18 protein-coding genes are annotated in these 21164 nt (G+C 30.0%); 5 read left to right on the top strand and 13 right to left on the bottom strand.

The window, feature by feature from the left end; translation table 11 throughout:
* Nucleotides 1–55 precede the first annotated feature (55 nt).
* On the bottom strand, nucleotides 56–442 hold the full coding sequence (locus tag ACVHXK_RS03500; protein WP_461204973.1) for a NusG domain II-containing protein: 387 nt from the start codon (nucleotides 440–442) through the stop codon (nucleotides 56–58).
* A 161-nt stretch (nucleotides 443–603) separates the two neighbouring features.
* On the bottom strand, nucleotides 604–2442 hold the full coding sequence (locus ACVHXK_RS03505; RefSeq protein WP_461204974.1) for an FAD-dependent oxidoreductase: 1839 nt from the start codon (nucleotides 2440–2442) through the stop codon (nucleotides 604–606).
* Between the two features lie 369 nt (nucleotides 2443–2811).
* Here ACVHXK_RS03505 and ACVHXK_RS03510 point away from each other — a divergent pair, with 369 nt between their 5' ends.
* The 3 genes from ACVHXK_RS03510 to ACVHXK_RS03520 all read left to right on the top strand — a co-directional run bounded on the left by ACVHXK_RS03510 (nucleotide 2812) and on the right by ACVHXK_RS03520 (nucleotide 7185).
* On the top strand, nucleotides 2812–3771 hold the full coding sequence (locus tag ACVHXK_RS03510; RefSeq protein ID WP_461204975.1) for an ABC transporter substrate-binding protein: 960 nt from the start codon (nucleotides 2812–2814) through the stop codon (nucleotides 3769–3771).
* 93 nt (nucleotides 3772–3864) lie between these two features.
* Nucleotides 3865–5808 (top strand): peptidase U32 family protein, encoded by a 1944-nt coding sequence (locus tag ACVHXK_RS03515; protein WP_461204976.1) that lies wholly within the window; start codon nucleotides 3865–3867, stop codon nucleotides 5806–5808.
* A 102-nt stretch (nucleotides 5809–5910) separates the two neighbouring features.
* Complete coding sequence (locus ACVHXK_RS03520; protein ID WP_461204977.1) at nucleotides 5911–7185, top strand: aspartate aminotransferase family protein; 1275 nt, start codon at nucleotides 5911–5913, stop codon at nucleotides 7183–7185.
* Nucleotides 7186–7216: 31 nt separating this feature from the next.
* On the opposite strand, the gene ACVHXK_RS03525 is transcribed toward ACVHXK_RS03520, so the two are convergent.
* Complete coding sequence (locus ACVHXK_RS03525; protein WP_461204978.1) at nucleotides 7217–8122, bottom strand: hypothetical protein; 906 nt, start codon at nucleotides 8120–8122, stop codon at nucleotides 7217–7219.
* A gap of 367 nt (nucleotides 8123–8489) precedes the next feature.
* Here ACVHXK_RS03525 and ACVHXK_RS03530 point away from each other — a divergent pair, with 367 nt between their 5' ends.
* Complete coding sequence (locus ACVHXK_RS03530) at nucleotides 8490–10067, top strand: coiled-coil domain-containing protein (protein WP_461204979.1); 1578 nt, start codon at nucleotides 8490–8492, stop codon at nucleotides 10065–10067.
* Between the two features lie 66 nt (nucleotides 10068–10133).
* Here the strand turns inward: ACVHXK_RS03530 and ACVHXK_RS03535 are convergent, their stop codons facing one another.
* From ACVHXK_RS03535 to ACVHXK_RS03570, 8 genes are all read right to left on the bottom strand, one after another.
* Nucleotides 10134–11357 carry a 2Fe-2S iron-sulfur cluster-binding protein gene (locus ACVHXK_RS03535; RefSeq protein WP_461204980.1) on the bottom strand — a complete coding sequence of 408 codons (1224 nt, stop codon included), beginning with the start codon at nucleotides 11355–11357 and terminating at the stop codon, nucleotides 10134–10136.
* Nucleotides 11354–11839, bottom strand: coding sequence for a hypothetical protein (locus tag ACVHXK_RS03540; RefSeq protein ID WP_461204981.1), 486 nt, complete (start codon nucleotides 11837–11839; stop codon nucleotides 11354–11356). Before ACVHXK_RS03540 ends, ACVHXK_RS03535 begins: the two co-directional genes overlap by 4 nt.
* Before the next feature lie 16 nt (nucleotides 11840–11855).
* Nucleotides 11856–13571: an NADH-ubiquinone oxidoreductase-F iron-sulfur binding region domain-containing protein gene (locus ACVHXK_RS03545; protein WP_461204982.1), complete on the bottom strand. Its 1716-nt coding sequence runs from the start codon at nucleotides 13569–13571 to the stop codon at nucleotides 11856–11858.
* A 62-nt stretch (nucleotides 13572–13633) separates the two neighbouring features.
* Nucleotides 13634–14119 (bottom strand): NADH-quinone oxidoreductase subunit NuoE family protein, encoded by a 486-nt coding sequence (locus tag ACVHXK_RS03550; RefSeq protein ID WP_461204983.1) that lies wholly within the window; start codon nucleotides 14117–14119, stop codon nucleotides 13634–13636.
* A gap of 193 nt (nucleotides 14120–14312) precedes the next feature.
* Complete coding sequence (locus ACVHXK_RS03555; RefSeq protein WP_461204984.1) at nucleotides 14313–15314, bottom strand: lipoate--protein ligase; 1002 nt, start codon at nucleotides 15312–15314, stop codon at nucleotides 14313–14315.
* A complete protein-coding gene (locus ACVHXK_RS03560) occupies nucleotides 15289–15531 on the bottom strand; it encodes a biotin/lipoyl-containing protein (protein ID WP_461204985.1) in 243 nt (80 codons plus the stop codon). Before ACVHXK_RS03560 ends, ACVHXK_RS03555 begins: the two co-directional genes overlap by 26 nt.
* Before the next feature lie 82 nt (nucleotides 15532–15613).
* Nucleotides 15614–15973 (bottom strand): carboxymuconolactone decarboxylase family protein, encoded by a 360-nt coding sequence (locus ACVHXK_RS03565; protein WP_461204986.1) that lies wholly within the window; start codon nucleotides 15971–15973, stop codon nucleotides 15614–15616.
* A gap of 246 nt (nucleotides 15974–16219) precedes the next feature.
* Nucleotides 16220–16627, bottom strand: a complete 408-nt coding sequence (locus ACVHXK_RS03570; RefSeq protein WP_461204987.1) for a DUF3785 family protein — start codon at nucleotides 16625–16627, stop codon at nucleotides 16220–16222.
* Between the two features lie 197 nt (nucleotides 16628–16824).
* Between ACVHXK_RS03570 and ACVHXK_RS03575 the strand changes: the two genes are divergently transcribed.
* A complete protein-coding gene (locus ACVHXK_RS03575) occupies nucleotides 16825–18405 on the top strand; it encodes a response regulator (RefSeq protein ID WP_461204988.1) in 1581 nt (526 codons plus the stop codon).
* A 50-nt stretch (nucleotides 18406–18455) separates the two neighbouring features.
* On the opposite strand, the gene ACVHXK_RS03580 is transcribed toward ACVHXK_RS03575, so the two are convergent.
* The gene (locus ACVHXK_RS03580; protein ID WP_461204989.1) at nucleotides 18456–19937 is read right to left on the bottom strand and encodes a sensor histidine kinase; all 1482 of its coding nucleotides are present in this window, start codon (nucleotides 19935–19937) and stop codon (nucleotides 18456–18458) included.
* Nucleotides 19938–19980: 43 nt separating this feature from the next.
* The gene (dctP, locus tag ACVHXK_RS03585; RefSeq protein WP_461204990.1) at nucleotides 19981–20949 is read right to left on the bottom strand and encodes a TRAP transporter substrate-binding protein DctP; all 969 of its coding nucleotides are present in this window, start codon (nucleotides 20947–20949) and stop codon (nucleotides 19981–19983) included.
* Nucleotides 20950–21164: the final 215 nt, after the last annotated feature.

Raw genomic sequence — 21164 nt, forward strand, 5'->3', positions numbered from 1 at the left:
TAATCACCTTTGTTTTTTATTAATATTAAAGAGTTCCATTATGGATACTCTATCTTCAATTAGATATTGCATCTATTTTTGTTTCTTCATCGCCCTTTATTTCAACAACAACTGCATGAGGTAAACAAACTATCATTTCTCCTACTTCGGTTATAAAACCGGTGTTTTCACAAATATGGTCAAAACAATCTGATTCAATAATTTCTACTCCACCATCATGTATTTCTATAACATTTATTCCTTCATATGTTTCTATATTAATTGTTTCTTCATAATCGTCTTCTAGTGTAACTTTTTTATATAATTCTTGCCCTATATAAATTTCGGCATATATTTCTTTTTTATTTTCTTTTATATCATTACTTTTATACTTATTAAACCCTAAAAATACTAAAGATACTATCAATAATCCTACTAAAATTAGTACATCTGTCTTTTTCATTATAACTCACCTTTATCCAATTACTATTTAGTATATTTAAAATATACTAAATGGTATATATAAAAACAATAAAACTTTTTCTCTAATTATTAAATAAATGTATTTTAATCTATAAATGTCCTTCTAAAGAATTCTTTAAAAGGACATTATATATTATCATATTAATCAGTATATAAATACCATTTTTTAATAAATCCTAGTTTCTTCCAACGTTCTTTAAGCCATGGCAGAACATAATAGTCTAACCCAAATGTGCTTCCTGATCCACCAATTAGAGCTACTCCAGCACTTAAGTACCATAGCATTTCAGCTGGTGCCATACCTGAAGACCAGATCATAACTCCCATTGCAACTGAAACAATTGATGTTACTGCAGTAAATAATCCAACTATTAGCAGTATACCTACTAGTATTTCAGCTACAACCATGCCTGTTTGGAAAACAGTAGCTAAACCTGTATATCCACCATCACTTGTATAGAAGAATGCATCCATTGACCAACTTACTATATTCTCAATAAAACCAGGTACCCCTAAAGCTTGTACTACTTCTGCTCCTTCTTCTACTACTTCAGATGCAGCTGAAGTTGCATCAGCTAGAGGAGATGCAGGTATCAAGAAAATGTATGATGGGTCCTCTATTACTTTTGAAAGTTTCTCTATACCTTCCATAAGCCAACTATATCCTACAAAAATTCTTAGTGGTATCAACCAAAAATTTGGTGATGACTTAGCAAAATGTCCACCTAAGAAACTTCTATTATCTTTAACATGGAAAAATTCATGCATAACATATGACCAGCATTTATTAAATCCTGCTACTTGTACAAAATAAACTACATTGATAAAATGTTTAACAAACATAGCAAAGAAACTTGGTAGACAGAAGAACTTACCAGGCATTCCTAAATGAGCAAGTCCATATCTTCCGCCTATACAAACCATAGCTCCGTGGTAAGCAGGTTCATATGGTTGTAATTCCTCATCTTTAATGTCTGCCGCAATATTTTTTGCAACTAATGCTGCTGAAGCTTCTGCATTTTCAACCATCTGAGGAACTGGTCTTTCTTCTCCTTCTGGAATGAAGAAAATATTATCCCCTACAACATAAACATCTTTATATTGTTCAGCTTGTAATTTATCATTTGTAACAATTCTTCCTCTACCTTTTTGATCTATATCACAGTTACCCATAATCTCACAGCCTTCAATTCCAGCTGCCCATATTACTGTATCTGCCTCTATTGAACCCTTATCCTTTATCATAACTGAATCTTTTGAAACTTCAGAAATAGCTGCTCCAGTAACTATTTCAACATCTAACTTAGCAAGTCTTTTTTCTGCTTTTCTAATCAATTTATCAGGGAAAATCGGTAAAATTTTAGGCATTGCATCAACAACGTACAGCTTGACATCTTCTCTTGCTATGTCAAAATCTTTGCACAGTGTATTCTTCCATTCTCCTAATTCACCAATCATTTCAATTCCTGTAAATCCACCACCTACAACTACAAAACTAAGCATCTTTTGTCTCTTTTTCTTGTTTTTCTCAAGAGCTGCCTTTCTGAACATATCAAGTATATGTTCCTTTAAAGAAACGGCATCATCATAAGACCATAATTTATGAGTATATTCTTCTACTCCTTTAATTCCAAAAGATGTAGGCTTTGATCCAGTCCCTACTACCAAATAATCATATTCGTATACACCATTCTCTGATATCAACTTCTTTTCATTAAAATTCATTTCACTAATTTGATCTAAAACAACATTTACTTTCCTTTTAGCAAATATTTTTTTTAGATTAATCCTGATACATTCCTCTGGAACCCTATTGGCTGCAACTTCATGTAATTCTGTAAGCATTGTATGATATGGGTTTTTGTCAATTAATGTGATTTCTACATTTTCATCCTTTTTAAATTTCTTAGCAAGTTTTTTAGCAGTTAAAACTCCACCATACCCTCCACCAAGAACAACTATTTTTTTAGTATTGCTCATTAAATTTCCTCCTTAGATCTATTCTTTATTAATATTTTCTAAATAATAAATAATCTAAATTATTAAGATATTGATATTCTTTACTATATTACATCCCTATGTTAATATTTTATCAGATTCAGTTTTAATTACTAGATTTATAGCTTTTTTGGTCATAACTCGATATTTTTGTTCATTTTGTTCATGTATTATTTCATTATTTGTTTACTATACTTTTTTTACTTTATAATAAAAAAAAATAGTGCTATAATAATAAAGCATTATCAATATATCTAACTCTTACAATGCGTTATATATCTAATACTATCTATTATATTTACTTCCCTAAATAAATATAATTTTTAAATAAAAATTCTATAGGAGTTAATTATGAAAAAGAAAATACTTTCAATTTTTATGCTATTAACCATTTCTATTGCTATAATTGGTTGTAGTAATAATAACAATAGTAACATTTTAAATAACGAATCATCTACATTTAAACCATTAACAATCGGTGTTATGCCCGATTTGGATTCTATCCCACTTATAATTGCTGACCAAAAAGGTTTTTACGAAGAGGAAAACCTCACTGTAACCATTGAACATTTTAAAAGCGCACAAGATAGAGATTCAGCATTGCAAACAGGCAATTTAGACGGTGCTGTTTCTGATATGCTTCCCATAGTTTTTCTAAATGATAATGATTTTAAAGTTAAAATAACTTCAAAAACTGAAGGAAGTTTCAAATTAATTTCAAGCCAAAATTCAAATATTAAAAATGTATCTGCTGTTGAAGGGAAAACCGTGGGAATTTCCAAAAATACAATAATTGAATATTTAACTGATAGAATGCTAGAGAAATCTAATATTTCTACAGAGTCTGTAGAAAAAATTGCAATCCCTCAAATTCCTACAAGATTAGAAATGCTTTCAACTGATAAATTAGATATGGCAACTTTACCAGAGCCTTTAGCAAGTGTAGCCTCTATAAGTGGTGGAATAGTTTTAGATAGTTCTGATAACCTAGGTATTAATCCAGGTATAATGCTATTTACAGAAGAATCTATAGACGCTAATGAAAAAGAAATCAAAGCTTTTTACAGAGCTTATAACAAAGCCGTACAATACTTAAATAGTACAGCCAAAGAGGAATATATGGATATTATAATTGAAGAAGCCGGTTTCCCAGAATCCGTAAAAGATTCTATAGAAATACCTAATTATAGTGAAGCCTCTCCTGCCTCTGAAGAAGAATTTAATGCTGTACTAAAATGGCTAAATTCAAAGGATCTTACTTCTAGTAGTTACACTCTAGAAGATGTCTCTAATTATGATTTAATTAAATAATTTTCAACATTCACATGTCGTAGCTTATACTCTAATTAGCTACGGCATACTTATATCTATTTTAAAATATTATTTTAAGGAAGGTGTCTAATCTTGTCTAGATTTTTTAGTAATCAAGAAGTAGAATTGCTAGCACCTGCTGGCAATTTTGAAATATTTAAAGAAGTAATTCAAAGTGGTGCAGATACAGTTTATTTTGGCGGAAAAATATTAAATATGCGTATGCACAGGAAAAATTTTAACTTTACAAACGAAGAGATTAAAGAAGCTATATCTATTGCTCATTCTCTAAATAAAAAAGTATATATAACCGTAAACAACCTTTTTAGTCAAGTAGATTTAAAGGATGCTGAGGCTTACCTTAAATTTTTAGATACAATACAGCCTGATGCTTTAATAGTTCAGGATTTAAGTATTATAGAACTCATAAATGATTTAAATTTAAATCTAAATTTACATTCTTCCGTAATGATGAATGTAAATAATTTAGAAACTATTAATGTTTTAAAAAATTTAGGAATAACTAGAGTTGTAGCTTCAAGAGAAATGGATTTAAAAACTATTAAATATCTACAATCCAAAACAGATATAGAATTCGAATATTTCACTCACGGTGACATGTGTATTGCCCACGGCGCTCAGTGTAATTATAGTGGTGTACTTTTCGGCCAAAGCGGTAACAGAGGTCTCTGTATGAAACCTTGTAGATGGAATTTTACTATGAAAAAAGATGGTCTTGTCTACCCTACAGAGTATCCAATGGCTGTTAAAGATATGTATATGTATGAGCATATTCCTGAATTAATCCATGCAGGAATTGTTTCTTTTAAACTTGAAGGAAGAATGAGAGAATCCGATTATTTAATTAAATTAATAAATTTTTATAGTGATGCTATTGATAGATATATTGAAGACCCACTTAATTATGACAGAAAAAAACAAGCTAAAGAAATTTTCGAGAGTCGTAAAAGAGACTTATCAACAGGTTTTGCTTTTGGAAACCAAGGATTAGAAAATATAAATAGACGTTGGGAAGGTACAGGTAAATTCTACAGTACTGGTAAAGTTTTCAGTAAACCTATAGAAGAACTTGAATTATCCCAAGATAGATTAAATGTAATAAAAGAAACCATTACTTCTAATTTTCCAAAAAACCAATCTGATGTAGAAAAAAATAAAATTGTCATTAGTGTAAAAGTAGATTCTTATAATCAAGCAAAATTAGCTATAGCTGAAGGAGTAGATTCACTATATTTATCTGGGGAAGTATTTAATCCTAACAAACCATTCAGTATAGAAGAAATCAAAACTATAACTAGTACTAAAAATAATACAAAGGTCTATCTTGGATTCCCAAGAATGATGTTTGAAGAAGATTTCTCAAAGTATACACATATTCTACAAAAGGATACTTTAGGTCTAGATGGTTTACTAGTTACTAATTTAGGTGCAGTATCAAAGTTCAAAAATTTAGGTCTTGAATTAATCGGCGACTATAGTTTAAATATTTATAATGAAAAGGCTGCTAATTTTTACAAAAAACAAGGTTTAAATGTATTTACTTTATCAATAGAAGCTCCCTTATTAGATGCTGTTGAAGTTATAAAAAAAGCCCCTATTCCAATGGAGTTACTTGTACATGGTTCACCAGCAGTAATGTATTTAGAACATAACTTATACGAAAATCTCAAAGTCCTTGAGCCTACAAGAAAAGAAAATAATTCACATGTATCTAACAATATACTAGTTTTAGTAGATGACAAAGGATATGAGCATCCTGTATATATAGACAATAATAATAGAAACCATATGACCCTATACAAAGAATTATGCTATCTTCCTTTAATAAAAGAACTTAATTCATTGGGTCTAAGTCGTTTAAGAATTGAAGGAAATACCTATACTGAAGATGAACTAAAAAAAATAATTGGCGTTTATAAAAAAGCTATAAATAATTTAGATAACTGTACAGAACTATTTACAACGCTCCCTTCAAAAAGAGCTGGGTATACATTAGGAGCTTTTCAGTTTAATTAATAAACTACAGTTTGGAATATAAATGATATCTATTTATACTTAGTAGTTAGCAAACTAAAAATTGCTAACTGCTGATAAAAAACTAAAAAGGAGGTTGTCTGATTGCCTAATTACATAGGTCCTGACAATATAATTGACAAGAAGAAAGATTTTTTATTCCCTTGCACTCAACATTTTTATAAAAATCCGCCACAAATAGTACAGGGTAAAAAGCAATATCTATTTGATGAACAAGGTAAAAAATACTTAGATTTTTTTGCTGGAGTTTCTGTAATGAATTGCGGTCATTGCAATGATGAAATACTTGAAGCATCTATAAATCAAATGAAACTTCTCCAACACACCTCTACTATTTATTTAACTGAACCAATAGTAGCCCTTGCAGAAAAATTATCATTAGTACTACCGGGAAATTTAAAACATTCCTTTTTCTGTTGTACTGGTTCAGAAGCTAATGAAGGAGCTCTTTTACTAGCTAGATTATATACTGGTAAAAATGACTTCATAGCACTAGAAAATGGCCTTCACGGGCGTACCTATTTAACTATGAGTACAACTGCCATCCCTATGTGGAGAGCTGATCCCAATCTAGATAAAGGTGTTCATATAGCTAAAAATCCTTATAATAAAAACGATTCTCTTGAAGAAGGGGCTAAAAAATCTTTAGCATCTATTAAAAGAATAATTGAAGATAAGGGTGCTGATAAAATTGCCGCTCTAATAGCGGAACCTATTCAAGGTAATGGTGGTATTATAACTCCACCAAAATGGTATTTTAAAAAATTAAAAGAACTACTTGAAGAGAATAATATCTTATTGATAATAGATGAAGTGCAAACTGGTTTTGCAAGAACTGGGAAAATGTTTGCAATAGAGCACTTTGGAATTGTACCTGATATTATGACTGTGGCAAAAGCCCTCGGTAACGGGTTCCCTATTTCAGCCTTTTGCACAAATGATGAAATTGCAGCTTCATTTACCAAACCTTCTGCTTCTACTTTAGGGGGTAATCCTGTTTCTTCTGCAACAGCCATTGCTGTTCTGGATTTTATAGAAAAAAATAATCTATGCCAAAGGTCTGAAGAACTCGGTGATATTCTAAGAGTTGAATTAAATAAATTAAAAGACAAATATCCAATCATAAAAAATGTACGTGGACTAGGTCTTATGCAAGGTGTTGAACTAGTAAAAGAAGACGGTCAACCTGCTAGTGCCTATACCGACTTAATACTTGAAGAATTGAAAGATAGAGGTATTTTACTTGGCAAAAATGGTGTTGATAGAAATGTACTTGCTTTTCAACCACCCCTTGTCATTGAGAAAGAAGATATCTATTTCCTAATAAAAAATTTAGATGAAACTATAAAAAGGCTTTAGAGAATTTCTCTAAAGCCTTTTTTGCTATAATTTATTTTGCTGCATCTTTTAATGCTTCTTGTACTAATTGATAAAAATCACTTACATGAACAGAAACTCCAGCAATAACATCTGTGTGTCCTTCTTCATCTGTATATTCAACATCAGTGATTTCTTGAGTTTCTAAAAGATAAGCTTCTGCCAATTGTGCTTGCTCATACCATGCTGATTGTGCTTCTCCACCTTCAAACATTCCGTACTCGCCATTCATAGAAGCAGTTTTCTTATCATCTCCGCCTTCTTCACTAATAGCACTCCAGTTAGCAGCAACAATATATCCGTTAACTACAGTTAAATCAACTGTTCCTTTCCATCCATGAGAAAATTCAGCTTCTTCTGCATGATAAGCTCCATCTGTATACATTCCACTTCCTACAGGACCATTAGCTAAAGCTTCTTCAGCTACAGCGTAAAAATCATTAACATGTACTGATACACCTGCAATAGCATCTGTATGACCTTCTTCATCTGTATACTCTACAGCTGTTGGGTCTTGAGTTTCTATAAGGTTAGCTTCTACTAAAGCTGCTTGCTCATACCATTCTGCTTGAGCTCCACCAGCTGAAACCATTGGATATCCGCCATTTTCAGATGCTGTCTTTTTATCATCTCCAGCATTTTTACTAGCTGCATTCCAGTCAACAGATGTGATTTCGCCATCTTTTACTTCAATAGTAACCATGCTCTTCCAACCATTTTCTGCATTAAAAGTATCTTCTTGTGCAAAATAGATACCATCTTCATACTTTGCTTCGTCTGCAGTATTCTCTTCTGCATTTGTATTGTTATTTGCGTTGTTAGCTGTGTTGTTGTCTGCGTTGTTATTAGATTGTCCACATCCTACTAATAATCCTACTGTCATAAAAGCAGTTAATCCTAAAACCATAATTTTTTTCATATATTTATCCCCCTTAAGAATATTTTGTATACTGTCATTATAAAACTTTGTTAATTTTCTGTCTATGTATAGTACTTTTTGTTCTTTATGTTCTTTTTGTTCACGTATTTTTTTGAAATAAACCGATATCATAGTAAAATAATCAACAATATTCTTTAATTTACCTTTTTTTATTTTATTTAAAAGTTAAATTATTATTTTAACTTTTTATACTATTTATTTAAAACTTGTATTCTATCTAAACTCTCTGCTATATTATAATTACACTTTTATTCAGAATTTATTTGAAAATAGTATACATATTATTAGATTTATAGTATAAACAATATTCTTACGCCACACTATATTTCAAAAATACGGAGGGCCTATGTTTAAAAAATACAGTCAAAAAATCGAAGATTTTATCCACAATAATTCAAACAACAAAAGACTTTTATTAACACTCTCTAGTACAATTTTGTTAATAATATTATTATTTATGATAATCTCCACTAACACCTCAACTAGTAGACTATTAAACTCTTATGGAAACAAAGGCAATGGTGATAAACTAATTGAATACATTGAAAAAAATAAAAACAAAGAAGAAAATCTAGAATCCGTTTGTCTTGCTGTAGATGAAATATTATCAAATAACATTGAAATTGGCGCAAATTATCTAATAACCCAACTTGAACTTACATCAAACCCTGCGTATCTTAAAAAATGTATTGCAGATAAAATTGTAGAATATAAAAAAACTAACTACAATTTAGATACCCTTTGTACCTTATTGATTACTAGTAAAATAGTGAACCAAAATAGTGATATCAGTACTGTAGACAAAGATGAAATATTCAGTTCAACTTTTTGGGCCACTATTGAATCAAAAATAAAAGAATTTTCTAGTGAAGAAATAGAAAATATTTTTGCTATAAAAATCTCTGCCTATATCACTGAAGACAAAATTCTTGAAGGTATAAATATTCTAGATTACTATTTTAAAAATAATTACGGTGTAATAAATATTTACAATAACCTAGATATATCTCTTGATAAATTAAACTATTATTACGCAGAGAATAGTTTGAAAGCCTCTGAGGAAATTATAATTTCAAATATAATCTCCAAAAGAACAAAAATAGACATAGAAGTTTCATTTATAAATATAATTAAAACTATGTACTTAGAAAACTTCGATAGAAATTTAGATAAAATAGCTAAACTCTCAAATTTTTATAACCAATATAATTTTACTGAAAATGAAGATATTCAAAAGTTGATAAGCTCTGCACGTGAAATTCGCAATAATAACTCTTCTATTGATAACTTACTTGTAGCCTTATCTCCAATAGAAGATGACATAGCTAATATAGATAAGCCCCTACAAGAAATACTATTATCACTAAATGAAATAGAAACTAGCAATGATTTATTACTGAAAAGCAAAAACGATAAAACCTCTGCACTTAATGAAAAAACAAATTATGAAGCTATAGAAGTTTATCCAGAAGAAAAATTAGATACCAATAAATATATTACTTCTCTGCCCTTCAATACATTTTTAGGTAAATTCGTTTCCAAAAAGAATGCCATAATTTATTTAACTAGATCCAGCTTTGAGCTAGATAAGTGGCAAAAAATCGATGCCTACTACACAGGAACCGAAGAATCTACAGTAAAAGGTTATTTTTCTTCTTCCAAAAAAGAACTTACAGTATATACTGAAGTCTCTGATGAAGATTATCGTTTAATCGATACCTTAACTAAAGAAATTGAAGATATAAATATAAGCTTGTCATCAACTCAAGATGAACTGACCAAAACTAAAGATGAAATAAACACTTTAGAAACCCAAATTTCAACTTTAGAAACTCAAAGGTTAGAAATTCAAGAAGAAATTGAAAATTTGACAAAAACAAATAATGAAAAGAAAGAACTCATCAAAAATATATTAAAAATATAAACAAATAGAAGAGCATCTACTTTCAGTAGATGCTCTTCATTAATATTCTAAAAATTAGTTAATTTTCTATTCAAAAGAATCACTATATACTTTACTTTCTTCCCAATTTTCACCACTAAAACGAATTACTCTTTCAGTCAAAGCCCCTGTTGGACAAACATTTACGCAAGCCATACAAGCTGCACAATCACTTTGATCCATGTCAACATTTAAACCAGCAGCAACTAAAGTTTCTGAACCCCTATTTACAAAGCCTATATTGCAAAGTCCAGCTATTTCTTCACAAGCACGTACACATCGTCCACATAGTATACATCTATTAGCATCGTAAGCTATTACTGGGCTAGACTTGTCAATTGCAGTAACCTCTTTATTTTCATCATATCTGCTTTCCTCAATTCCGTATCTTCTCATAAGACTCTGAAGTTCACAACTTCCCATAAGATTTGGAATCCCTTTTGAACAAGTAAGGCAATTATGATTATGTGATGCCATAACAAGTTCAAGTATTACCTTCCTATCATTTATTAGCTCTTCGTCCTCTGTTACTATTTCCATTCCCTCTTCTACATGAGTACAACAAGAAGGCATAAGGTCTCTTCTACCTTTTATTTTTACTAGACATAATCTGCATACTCCTGCTTCTGATAATTCTTCGTCGTAACATAAATGAGGAACAAAGAAACCATTTTCTTCACATACATTTAATAAATTGGCACCTTTTTCCGCTGTTACTTCTTCACCATTTATTTTAATATTAACATACTCTCGCTCTAAATATGGTGCATCATCTTCGTCAAAAAATTCATCATATAGATTTAATTTTTCTGCTACCTCATACAATTCATAGCCTTCAGCATTTTTTTCTAATCCTGTAGTTTCTAATGGATTAGTAAGGACTACACCTCTATCCATTGTAAGATTTCCTGTTCCCACAGTTTTATTCATAGGAATTACTTTTTTATCTTTAAATATATGTTCTATTCCAACAAGACTATTTTCACATACTAAAGGAATTATTACTGTTGCTTCATCATACATTTCTTTCTTTTTAATATCCTTAACATGTTTTTCTACAAGATTCAAAGTACAAGCTATACTTATTAAATCTTTTCCGATAACATTATATCCATCAGCTGTAAGCATGTTTTCAAGTGTTGTCATCATGGCTGTACCACCAACTCCACAAGCAACTACACAAGTATTACAACTGAGCATTACTATTTTATCTTCTTTTGATAATTTATTTTTCAAATCTTCATAACTTATTGATCGAAGTGATATTATCATTTTACTACCTCCATTATTGGTAATCCGTTATCACTATCATTTTTATTTCCTGTAATAACTTCGTATTCTTTACCAACTTCACAGCTATCTTTCTTAAAAGGCATTGTAATTTTAATAATTTCTTTCTTTGTATCAGTAACCATAAGCCCTATGTCTTCTACACTTTCAATAATTTTATACCCTTCAAATGACCTACCAATATTTGCTGTGCCTGCACCACATGCAAGGGATATTATAGTATTAACATCTTTGCTTAATTTAGCAAAAAGTACTTTTGGAGTACATGCAGAAGGAACCATAAAACCATCCTTTACATTGTATCCATCTTTTCTTAGTTGTAAAGCAAGTTCCTTCATCTTTTCTTGTCCACCGCTACCTGCAACTCTTACACAGGTTTCACATCCTATGATAGTAATTATATCTTCTTCTTTATTTAAATTCACTTTAATATCTTCATAATCCAATGCTTTTGTAAATATCATAATTACACCCCTTTCCCTAATTTTTCAATACGGCTTCTTCATATTCACTTCTAAAATAGCGCAAAGTACTCAAAACAGGGTTTGCAGATGTTTTACAAAGAGCACATAAAGCAGTCTTTTGAATGACTTTTCCTAATTCTTCAAGTTTAGTTATATCATCCACTTTACCTTTACCTTCACAGATTCTATCTAAAATATTAAGCATCTGTTTTGTTCCTTCTCGACCTGGTATACATTTCCCACAAGCTTCATCTTTACAGAATTCCATAAAAAATCTTGCAATATCAACAGCTGATTGCTCATCACACATTACAATCAATCCACCCGATCCCATTATTGCACCATATTCTTGTAAAGTTTCATAATCAACTTCAACATCCATATGTTGTATAGGAATACATCCACCTGATGGACCTCCAAGTTGAGCAGCTTTGTAGTGCTTGCCTTCTACAACTCCACCACCAATATCATTTACAATTGTACTTAATTTGGTTCCTATTGGAACCTCTACACAGCCAACATTATTTATATCTCCAGTAATAGAAAACACTTTTGTTCCTTTACTTTTTTCTGTCCCTATACCAGAAAACCATTCACTACCTTTTACGATGATTTGAGATATGTTTGATAAAGTTTCTACATTATTTAATATAGTTGGTTTTTCAAAAAGACCTGCATGTGCTGGGAATGGTGGTCTTGGTCTTGGATTTCCTCTAAGTCCTTCAACCGATCTCATAAGAGCTGTCTCTTCGCCACAAACAAAAGCCCCTGCACCTTCATATACTTCAACATCAAAATCAAACCCAGTTCCTAATATATCCTCACCCAGCAATCCATAAGTTCTTGCGGTTTTAATTGCTTTATTAAGTATATCAACTGCTAATGGATATTCCGCTCTACAATAAATATATCCCTTATGAGAACCAATTGCTTTTGCTGCAATTATCATTCCTTCAATTACACTATGTGGATCACTTTCAAGAACACTTCTATCCATGTAAGCACCAGGATCACCCTCATCAGCATTACACAAAACATATTTAACATCATTATCTTCTTTAGCTGCAAATTTCCATTTCAATCCTGTTGGAAATCCTGCTCCCCCTCTTCCTCTAATGCCTGAATTCAGGACTTCATCTATTATGTCATTAGAATTCATGGAACTCAGTGCTTTTATAGCACCTTGATACCCCTCTCTTCCAATGTAATCATCTATTTTATTAGGGTCTATAAACCCTCTATTTCTCATAACTCTTTGTTCTTGATACTTAAAAAACGGAATTTCTTCAATTCCTGGAATGCTATCATCTATAACATCTTGTCCAGGCATTATCCCATTGTTCTTAATTCTCTCTTTTATTTGATATTCCATTCCTCTTGCAAAGGCATATTCTTTAACAACCTTTTTGTCTATTATATGTTCTTTAAATATTCTAGCTACTTTTTCTGCATCTACATATTCGTATATTATTGGTTCTTGTCCAGGAACTTCTACTGTAATGAGAGGTTCTTTTGAACATATTCCTGCACACCCTGTTGTTATTAATTTCAATTCTTTAAAACTGTTTTCCTTTTTTTCTTTTTTTAGAGCATTCAGAACTTCCATTGCACCAGAAGCAATTCCACACGTCCCCATATGCACATATACTTTTGTGAAATTATCAATCAAGTTCTTTTGATTTTGAACTTTATCTTTTATGTTATTAATATCGGTTATTGTTTTTTTTAGCATAATATTACCTCACTATACAAAAATTTTATTGTAGATAAACTACTTCAACTAATAATTTACCTTTATTCATACTGACTTAAAATTTCGTCTATACTCTCAACAGTAACCTTCCCAAAAACCTTACCATCAACAACTACTACAGGAGCTAGTCCACATGCACCAAAGCACCTTGCTTTTTCATAAGTAAATCTTCCGTCTTCTGTGCTTTCTCCAACTTTTATTCCATAATCCGCTTCTATTTTTTCAGCGATTTCTTTTCCACCCTTAACATAACATGCTGTTCCAAGACATACTTGTATTCTATGTCTTGCCTTTTGTTCCATAGTAAAATATGAATAAAATGAAACTACACCATATATTCTATTGGCTGGAATTTCTGTTTTTTCTGCAATTGTCGCTTGTACACATACTGGAATATATCCTAGTATATCTTGTGCTTTTTCAAGTAACGGTATTAACCCTCCTGGCTTATTACCTTGAGCATCAATTAGCATGTCTAATTCTTCTATTTGCTCTTTTGAAAATAATTTCGTAATATCTTCAATCACTTAGACTACCCCCTTCATTAAAACCTTAAAGATTTTGCGTAACAAAATCAACAATCATTACAAATTGCTAATTGCAAATTGCACATTGCTAATTGCAAATTGCACATTGCTAATTGCTAATTGCAAATTGCACCTTGCACCTTGCTAATTGCAAATTGCTAATTGCTAATTGCACATTGCACATTGCAAATTATTATTTAAACATTCCCTCTATATCCTGAAAAATTTGCATTTCATCTTCTTCATATTTTATAGACATAATAGCTTCTTTGATGCATTCCGTATCATATTTTATACCTTCTAAAGCTTTTATTAATTTTGTTATAAAAGATGTAGCAAGGGCATCTGAATATATTTTCACGCGACAAATATAGCCATCAATCAAATTTATGCCTATTTGTATTTCACCCCAAGAAAATCTGTCTTCATAAGATACATCAAAAGATGGACTTTCTCCATATATCCATTGCCAAGAAGAATATTTTTCATATAATCCTTCAAATCTTTTTTCTTCTATTATTTCTTCACCAAACTCAGTCTTTTTTGAGACTTCGCCATATACCTCTTCAAAAGAATTAAATAATTCAATTTTCATTCTTTCTATACTTATATCCCCATTAATTGAAGAAAGATTAACAACCCTAGATTTTACTGAATCTATACCTTTTGAAATAATTTTCTTCTTAGATGGATTAAGATACTGAGAAAGCTTTAACAAGTCAGAACATACTAATACGGTACCGTGGTGATACGCCGAAATATCTCCCCAAAAATAAGCATTTCCAGAGAACTTTTTCCCTCCTACCAATATATCATTTCTTCCTGAAAACTTTGCATCTAATCCAAAAGCTTTTGTCGCCTTTAAAATTACATCTAGTTGTTTTTTTTCATTATAAAGCTCTTGCCTTGTTATAAAAGTAAAATTCAAATTACCAATGTCATGATAAACAGCCCCACCACCAGATAACCTTCTAGCAAGTTTTACGTCATTGTGCTTAATATTCTCAACATTGCACTCTTTCCATGGGTTCTGATTATTTCCTATAACAACAGTATCTTCATTTTGCCAAAGATACAAAATAACTTCATTATCCTTTACCTCATCAAGCAAGAATTCCTCAATTGATAAATTAATCCAGGGATTAAAGCTAGTAGATATTACAAAAGAATTAGTCGTCTTTTTCGATTTCTGCAAGCAAATCACCGACTTTAGCTTTTGAACCCTCTTCAACTAAAATTTTAACTATTTTGCCATTCACTTTAGACTTAATAACACTATTCCCTTTTACACACTCTGTATTAAGAATTTTTTCTCCTATCCTAACGGTATCTCCTACTTGTTTAGATATTTTACCTATTTTACCTTGTTTTGCGTTTTTAGCAAATTTATCAAGTACAACTTTTGTAATCATCTTAATTCCTCCTATTATTTTATTTCCAATAGAGAATAAAAATTTATTTCTATTCTCTATTGGTATCCTTTTCATTCAACTCTTACTGGAAATCTTTTTCGAACTCGTCCAAACTTTTCTTAAGCATTGTTACACTATATGCTGCTGATGGGCCACCACCAAATGCTATTGATACCATAGAAGCTTGAAGTATTTCATCACGTTTTGCGCCAGCTTCAAGTGCTTTATAAGTATGATACACGATACAATATAAACATCTGTTATAACAAGCTATTCCTATGCTTATTAATTCTTTTGTTTTAGTATCTAAAGCTCCATCTTCGTATGTAGTTCCTAATAGATCCATAAAACCAGTCATAGTATCTTTTGATGCTTCCATACCACAAAATTCTTCAATTCCACTTACAAATTCATTCAACATTTCTCTTGGTTCATTTGCCATAATTAACATCTCCTTAAATTACATTATTTTAATTGATTATATTTCTCATTTATTATAACAGTATTGCTATTATTTAGCAATAATGTTTTATTATTATATTACTGTTATATAATAATATTTTTATCATTTTATAATAATTTTGTTATAATAATATATGTATCTAAAAAATTTACATAAAATACAAAAACCAAGTATGCGCTATCTCATACTTGGCTAATATATTAAACTTATTCTTTAAATTAAATTTTAAACTCCACATTCCTCTATCTCTACATAATAGCTACCGCAATTTACACAAACAATAAAACTGACAATATAACTATTATCAACTTCTCCACTTCTAAGTAATCTACCTAAAGTTGTTTTTTCTTTCTTGCAAGATATACTATTGTTTACATAAGTACCTTCTTTGGTAAATATATAATAATGGTACTCTAAAAATTCATAAGTTTTTTGTCTCTCACCGTCAAAACAATTTTCACAAGCTTCATCGTAGTACGCTAATTCAAAATTTACTTCTTCACCTTCATTTAATAGTTGAATTGCCTCTTCTAATTCAAAACCTGTAACTGGTTTCTCTTCATCATTATAAAAATCTAAACAATTATCTTCTTCTAATTCGTAATCTTTGTCCTTAAAGTTAAATTTGTACATTTGTTTTACCTCCACAAGTTAAAGCTCTATACAAGCTGTTATTCTACTCTGCTTATTATCCTTCTAATCCTGTAATAATTCAAGTATTTATTTGTTTTTTAGATTTGCCTTAGAACCTAATTTGCTTGCAGACCTTCCTATTATCTTTTATAATATAACTAGAAATATATGTATTTTTACAATTTGGAGGAGTTATTATGTATAAATTATTAATTGTAGATGATGAAATTATAGAAACAGAAGCACTTACACACATTACCAAACATAGTAATCTTCCAATTAAGCATATTGAAACAGCTTACAATGGAAAACAAGCAATAAATGTAGCGTCTTCTTTCCACCCTGATATTATTGTTATGGATGTTAAAATGCCTGGGATAAACGGAATTGATGCCGCAAAAGAAATCAAAAAAATGCTTCCTAGAACTAGAATTTTGTTTCTTACAGCCTTTGCATCTTTTGATTATGCACAACACGCTTTAAGACTTGGTGCCGAAGACTTTATTGTCAAACCTGTATCTAAAGATAACTATTTAAAAACCATTTCTATGCTGCTAGAAAAAATAGAAAAAGATGAATTAATAAACAAGAATTTTCAAACAACAAAACTCAAATATCAGCAAATATCTTGTTATTTTGAAGAAGAATTAATATCTTATATTGCCTTTAATAATATTGATGAAGATCAAATCAAAGAGTACTTTAGTGTACTTGATATTCCTATAACTGAAGGTTTCTGTTCAATTATAGACTTGAATGAAATCATTCTAGATAAGTCTAATTCTAAATTACAGACCAAAATCATTTTTAAAAAAATATTGAGAAAATCAAAAGAACTCCTTGGCACAAAATTCCATTATATTTTAGGTCATCCAATAAATAATTGTATATATGTATTGATTTTGTCAGAAGCTGACTATTATCACAATATATACACTCAAAATATTTTAAAGAACTTACAAACCTTTATTTATAATAATTATTTACTAACCGCTTGCATTGGGGTAAGTAATCCTTTTAAAGCCCTTAGCCAAATTACTACTAGTTTTCAAGAGGCTCGTATAGCATTGAACTATACCAATAAAAACGAATTAATAACATATTATGACAGCATTGAATTACATTCATCCTATTTACATTATCCATTAGATCAAGAAAAAAAATTGTGCGAACAAATTTTATTAGCTGACGAAAAAAAAGTTATCCCTTTAGCTTTAGAAATATTAGATTGGATTTGTAGTAATTTTGAAGATAGAACTTTAAAATTAGAAAAAATCTATTCTCTACTGCTTATTGTTTATAAAACTGTAGACCACGAACTAAATACAAATTTTTCAGTCAATAATCATCTTATTAAAAATCTTTGGTCTATTGAAAATAAAGAAACCATGCGAACTTATCTTAAAAACAATCTAACACATTTACTTAACAATATAACCTTAATAAAAAAACAAAATAAAAACACTCTAGTGGATGAACTATGTCTTTTCATCCAAGAGCATTATATGGAAGATATATCACTTAACACTTGTGCCGATAAAGTTGGCCTAAGTGGACATTATTTGTCTAAGTTATTTAAAGCAGAAAAAAATATGAACTTCATTGAATATTTAACAATCATCAGAATAAAACAAGCAAAACATCTTCTACACTCTTCTAAAAAAAGCATCAAAGAAATTACTTTTCTTATAGGCTATAAAGACCCAAATTATTTTAATAGGGTATTCAAACGTGTCGAAGGAATAACCCCTTTAGCTTATAGAAATAGTATTAGCTAGCTAAGAGAAGAACAATGGACAATACACTCTTATTTTAAAAAATAAGTTTCTTATTGTCTAATTTTCATAAGCACCATTGTTCCTTTATTCACATGACTTCTAATCAAAAATCCTTCTCTACCTTTATTGAATAACCTAATTCTATTTTTAACATTATGGATACCTATACTTTTTCTCCTTCCCGGTTCCTTTTGGTTTTCATCGCTCATTAATTTATCTATTTGACTTTGGTCCATCCCAACCCCATCGTCTTTAACAATAATCCATACAACTTCATTTCTCATTCTTATTATAATCTTTATATTACCTCCTTCTTCTTTTTCTTCTAACCCGTGAGAGATGGCATTTTCTACAATAGGTTGAAGAAGAAAAGCTGGTGTTTTTATTTCCTTTACTGAAAGATCTTTTATATCTATTTCATACTTCAACCTTTCTTTAAACCTATATTTTTGGATATAAAAATATTTCTCTATCATTTCCACTTCTTTATCTAATGTTGTACATTTTGTATTTTGTTGGAGTGTATACCTGAATAATTCTGCTAAAGCTTGAATCAATTCCATAGTTTGCTCTGCTTCTTCAAACATAGCAGTCCTTCCAATATTATTTAACGTATTAAATAAAAAATGTGGGTTTATCTGAGATTGCAAGGATAAAAAATCAGCTTCTCTGACAAGCTCTTTCATTTCCATGTTTTTGAGTTCTTCTTCATGGAGCCTTTTTTCTATATCTGCCTTATTATTCAAATCATCAATTTTTTCTTTCATACTTCTAGACATCATATTAAAACTTCTTGTAAGCTGTCCAACTTCATCACCATAAGAGCTAACTTCTCCTTCTATCTCCAAGTTTCCTTTGGCAATTTGAATTGTATGAGTTAACAATTGTTTTATATACTTAGTTACATAATTAGAGAAAAAAATACTAAATAATAAACATAAAATGGAAATCCCACCAATACCCACAAAAGTATAAACCCTCATATTGTTTGCTTTTTCTATACTTCCAATTACACGTTGATTCCCTTCTTTTAAACTCAGCTCCATATATTGATTAATATACTCGTCTAAATACTGATATATTCTTTTAGCTTTATAAAAATAAGTATAATAATCCGAATCTCCTTTGCTTTTTAATCTAATGGCATTTATTCCTTCATCATAATAAGACCAAAAGGCTTTGTTAATTGCTCTTCTAAGCAAATAACTATCCATAGATTCTTCATTTTCAAATTCTTCATCGAAAAGAGATTGAATTTCATCTACGCTTTGATTAAATTTTTGTAGGTCACTTTCAATCCCTTCATCTAAATATTTCTTTAATAGATAAGTATTATTATTAATTTCCTTTTGTGTATTACTAATATTTATATATCGTTTATTTTGCTGATTTGTATCATTAATATAATGGAAAACGCTATTTAAAGAAAAAAAACTCATTACTCCAATGGATAAAATTGTGAATGTAAAAACAAATAGTAATTTCTTTTTTAATGGACGACTCCCTATCCAATACAATATCTTTTTTTTCATCTGTTCTCCTTTCATCCATAGAATTTATACTATAAAACTTTATTTATTCTCCACTTTTCTTATAAATCTCTGTTGCTGTTTTTTTAATTTTCTCTTTTTCTTCCTTGGTCAACTTTATCCTAAATATATTTTCCTTTTCTATTTTATTTAGTAACTCTTCATAATTTTTTTCATATATATTTTTTTGTTCTATCTCTGTTTTTTCTGCTGCTTGCCTAATTAATTCTTTTATTTCATAACTAAATTCATTGTAAGTAGTTCGTCCAACAAAAACTATAGAAGGAATACTATAATTTGTCTCAACAAAATATGGTGCCTGCTCAAAATATCGTTCATAATAGTATGAAAATAGGCCATCTTCTAATAATTCAACATAATCTGTCTGAAGTCCCTGGTATACATCTATTTCATTCATAGTAACTGGCTGAGCATCTAATTGTGAGTATAGATCAATCATAATTTGGGAACTACCTACTCTTATTTTCTTATTATTTATTAATGATTCTAATTCTAAATATCTATATTTGCTACAAATCCCTCTATTCTCTTCCTTAATCCAAAATAAAGGAACAAGATTTTTTTCTATCATTTGAAGGAATAGCTGAGTTTCAATTTTTTCTATTTTTGAATCATAAGATTCATCATCAAAAATTAGTGGTACTGGAATATTTTCGTAATCGTTTAAATATTCAACCATATTGTCGAGGCTAACTCTAGCCATATCAATCCCACCAAACTTAACCTGTTCAATTATACTTCTTTCATCTCCCAATTTACCCGAATCATATATTATAATTTGAAGGTGTCCATCACTCATTTCATTTACAAATTCTGAAAATGCTTTATCTACTTTAGTTGTAGGATATACCTCTGAATCTAGCTCTGCAAATCTCAATGCAATTCTTGGCTCTTCTTGTATTTCCTCCTTTTTATCTAAAAGAACAAAAATCAGTATACTTACACAAATTAATCCTACTATAATTCCTATAAAAGTTCCTTTTTTATCCTTCATAACACACCTTCTTATCTTTTAATTAATTAAAGATTTTCTGACCAATGGGAAGAAAATCATTCACAATTATGCATTGTACATTCTCCCAATTTTATTCTATCAAGAAATACTTTTCACTGTCAAAATATTTAAGTTTTCCTATATCTATTTTATTGCAATGAAAAAGTGATTCTCAAAGAAAATCACTTTTTTTGTAACTGTAGTATATTTTGTTA

The organism is Clostridium sp. DL1XJH146 (assembly GCF_054819755.1).

What these genes read in the sequence shown, in the direction of transcription:
- ACVHXK_RS03500 (WP_461204973.1), bottom strand. Translation starts at nt 442, where the DNA reads ATGAAAAAGACAGATGTACTAATTTTAGTAGGATTATTGATAGTATCT.
- ACVHXK_RS03505 (WP_461204974.1), bottom strand. Translation starts at nt 2,442, where the DNA reads ATGAGCAATACTAAAAAAATAGTTGTTCTTGGTGGAGGGTATGGTGGA.
- ACVHXK_RS03510 (WP_461204975.1), top strand. Translation starts at nt 2,812, where the DNA reads ATGAAAAAGAAAATACTTTCAATTTTTATGCTATTAACCATTTCTATT.
- ACVHXK_RS03525 (WP_461204978.1), bottom strand. Translation starts at nt 8,122, where the DNA reads ATGAAAAAAATTATGGTTTTAGGATTAACTGCTTTTATGACAGTAGGA.
- ACVHXK_RS03530 (WP_461204979.1), top strand. Translation starts at nt 8,490, where the DNA reads ATGTTTAAAAAATACAGTCAAAAAATCGAAGATTTTATCCACAATAAT.
- ACVHXK_RS03535 (WP_461204980.1), bottom strand. Translation starts at nt 11,357, where the DNA reads ATGATAATATCACTTCGATCAATAAGTTATGAAGATTTGAAAAATAAA.
- ACVHXK_RS03540 (WP_461204981.1), bottom strand. Translation starts at nt 11,839, where the DNA reads ATGATATTTACAAAAGCATTGGATTATGAAGATATTAAAGTGAATTTA.
- ACVHXK_RS03545 (WP_461204982.1), bottom strand. Translation starts at nt 13,571, where the DNA reads ATGCTAAAAAAAACAATAACCGATATTAATAACATAAAAGATAAAGTT.
- ACVHXK_RS03560 (WP_461204985.1), bottom strand. Translation starts at nt 15,531, where the DNA reads ATGATTACAAAAGTTGTACTTGATAAATTTGCTAAAAACGCAAAACAA.
- ACVHXK_RS03565 (WP_461204986.1), bottom strand. Translation starts at nt 15,973, where the DNA reads ATGGCAAATGAACCAAGAGAAATGTTGAATGAATTTGTAAGTGGAATT.
- ACVHXK_RS03570 (WP_461204987.1), bottom strand. Translation starts at nt 16,627, where the DNA reads ATGTACAAATTTAACTTTAAGGACAAAGATTACGAATTAGAAGAAGAT.
- ACVHXK_RS03575 (WP_461204988.1), top strand. Translation starts at nt 16,825, where the DNA reads ATGTATAAATTATTAATTGTAGATGATGAAATTATAGAAACAGAAGCA.
- ACVHXK_RS03580 (WP_461204989.1), bottom strand. Translation starts at nt 19,937, where the DNA reads ATGAAAAAAAAGATATTGTATTGGATAGGGAGTCGTCCATTAAAAAAG.
- dctP (WP_461204990.1), bottom strand. Translation starts at nt 20,949, where the DNA reads ATGAAGGATAAAAAAGGAACTTTTATAGGAATTATAGTAGGATTAATT.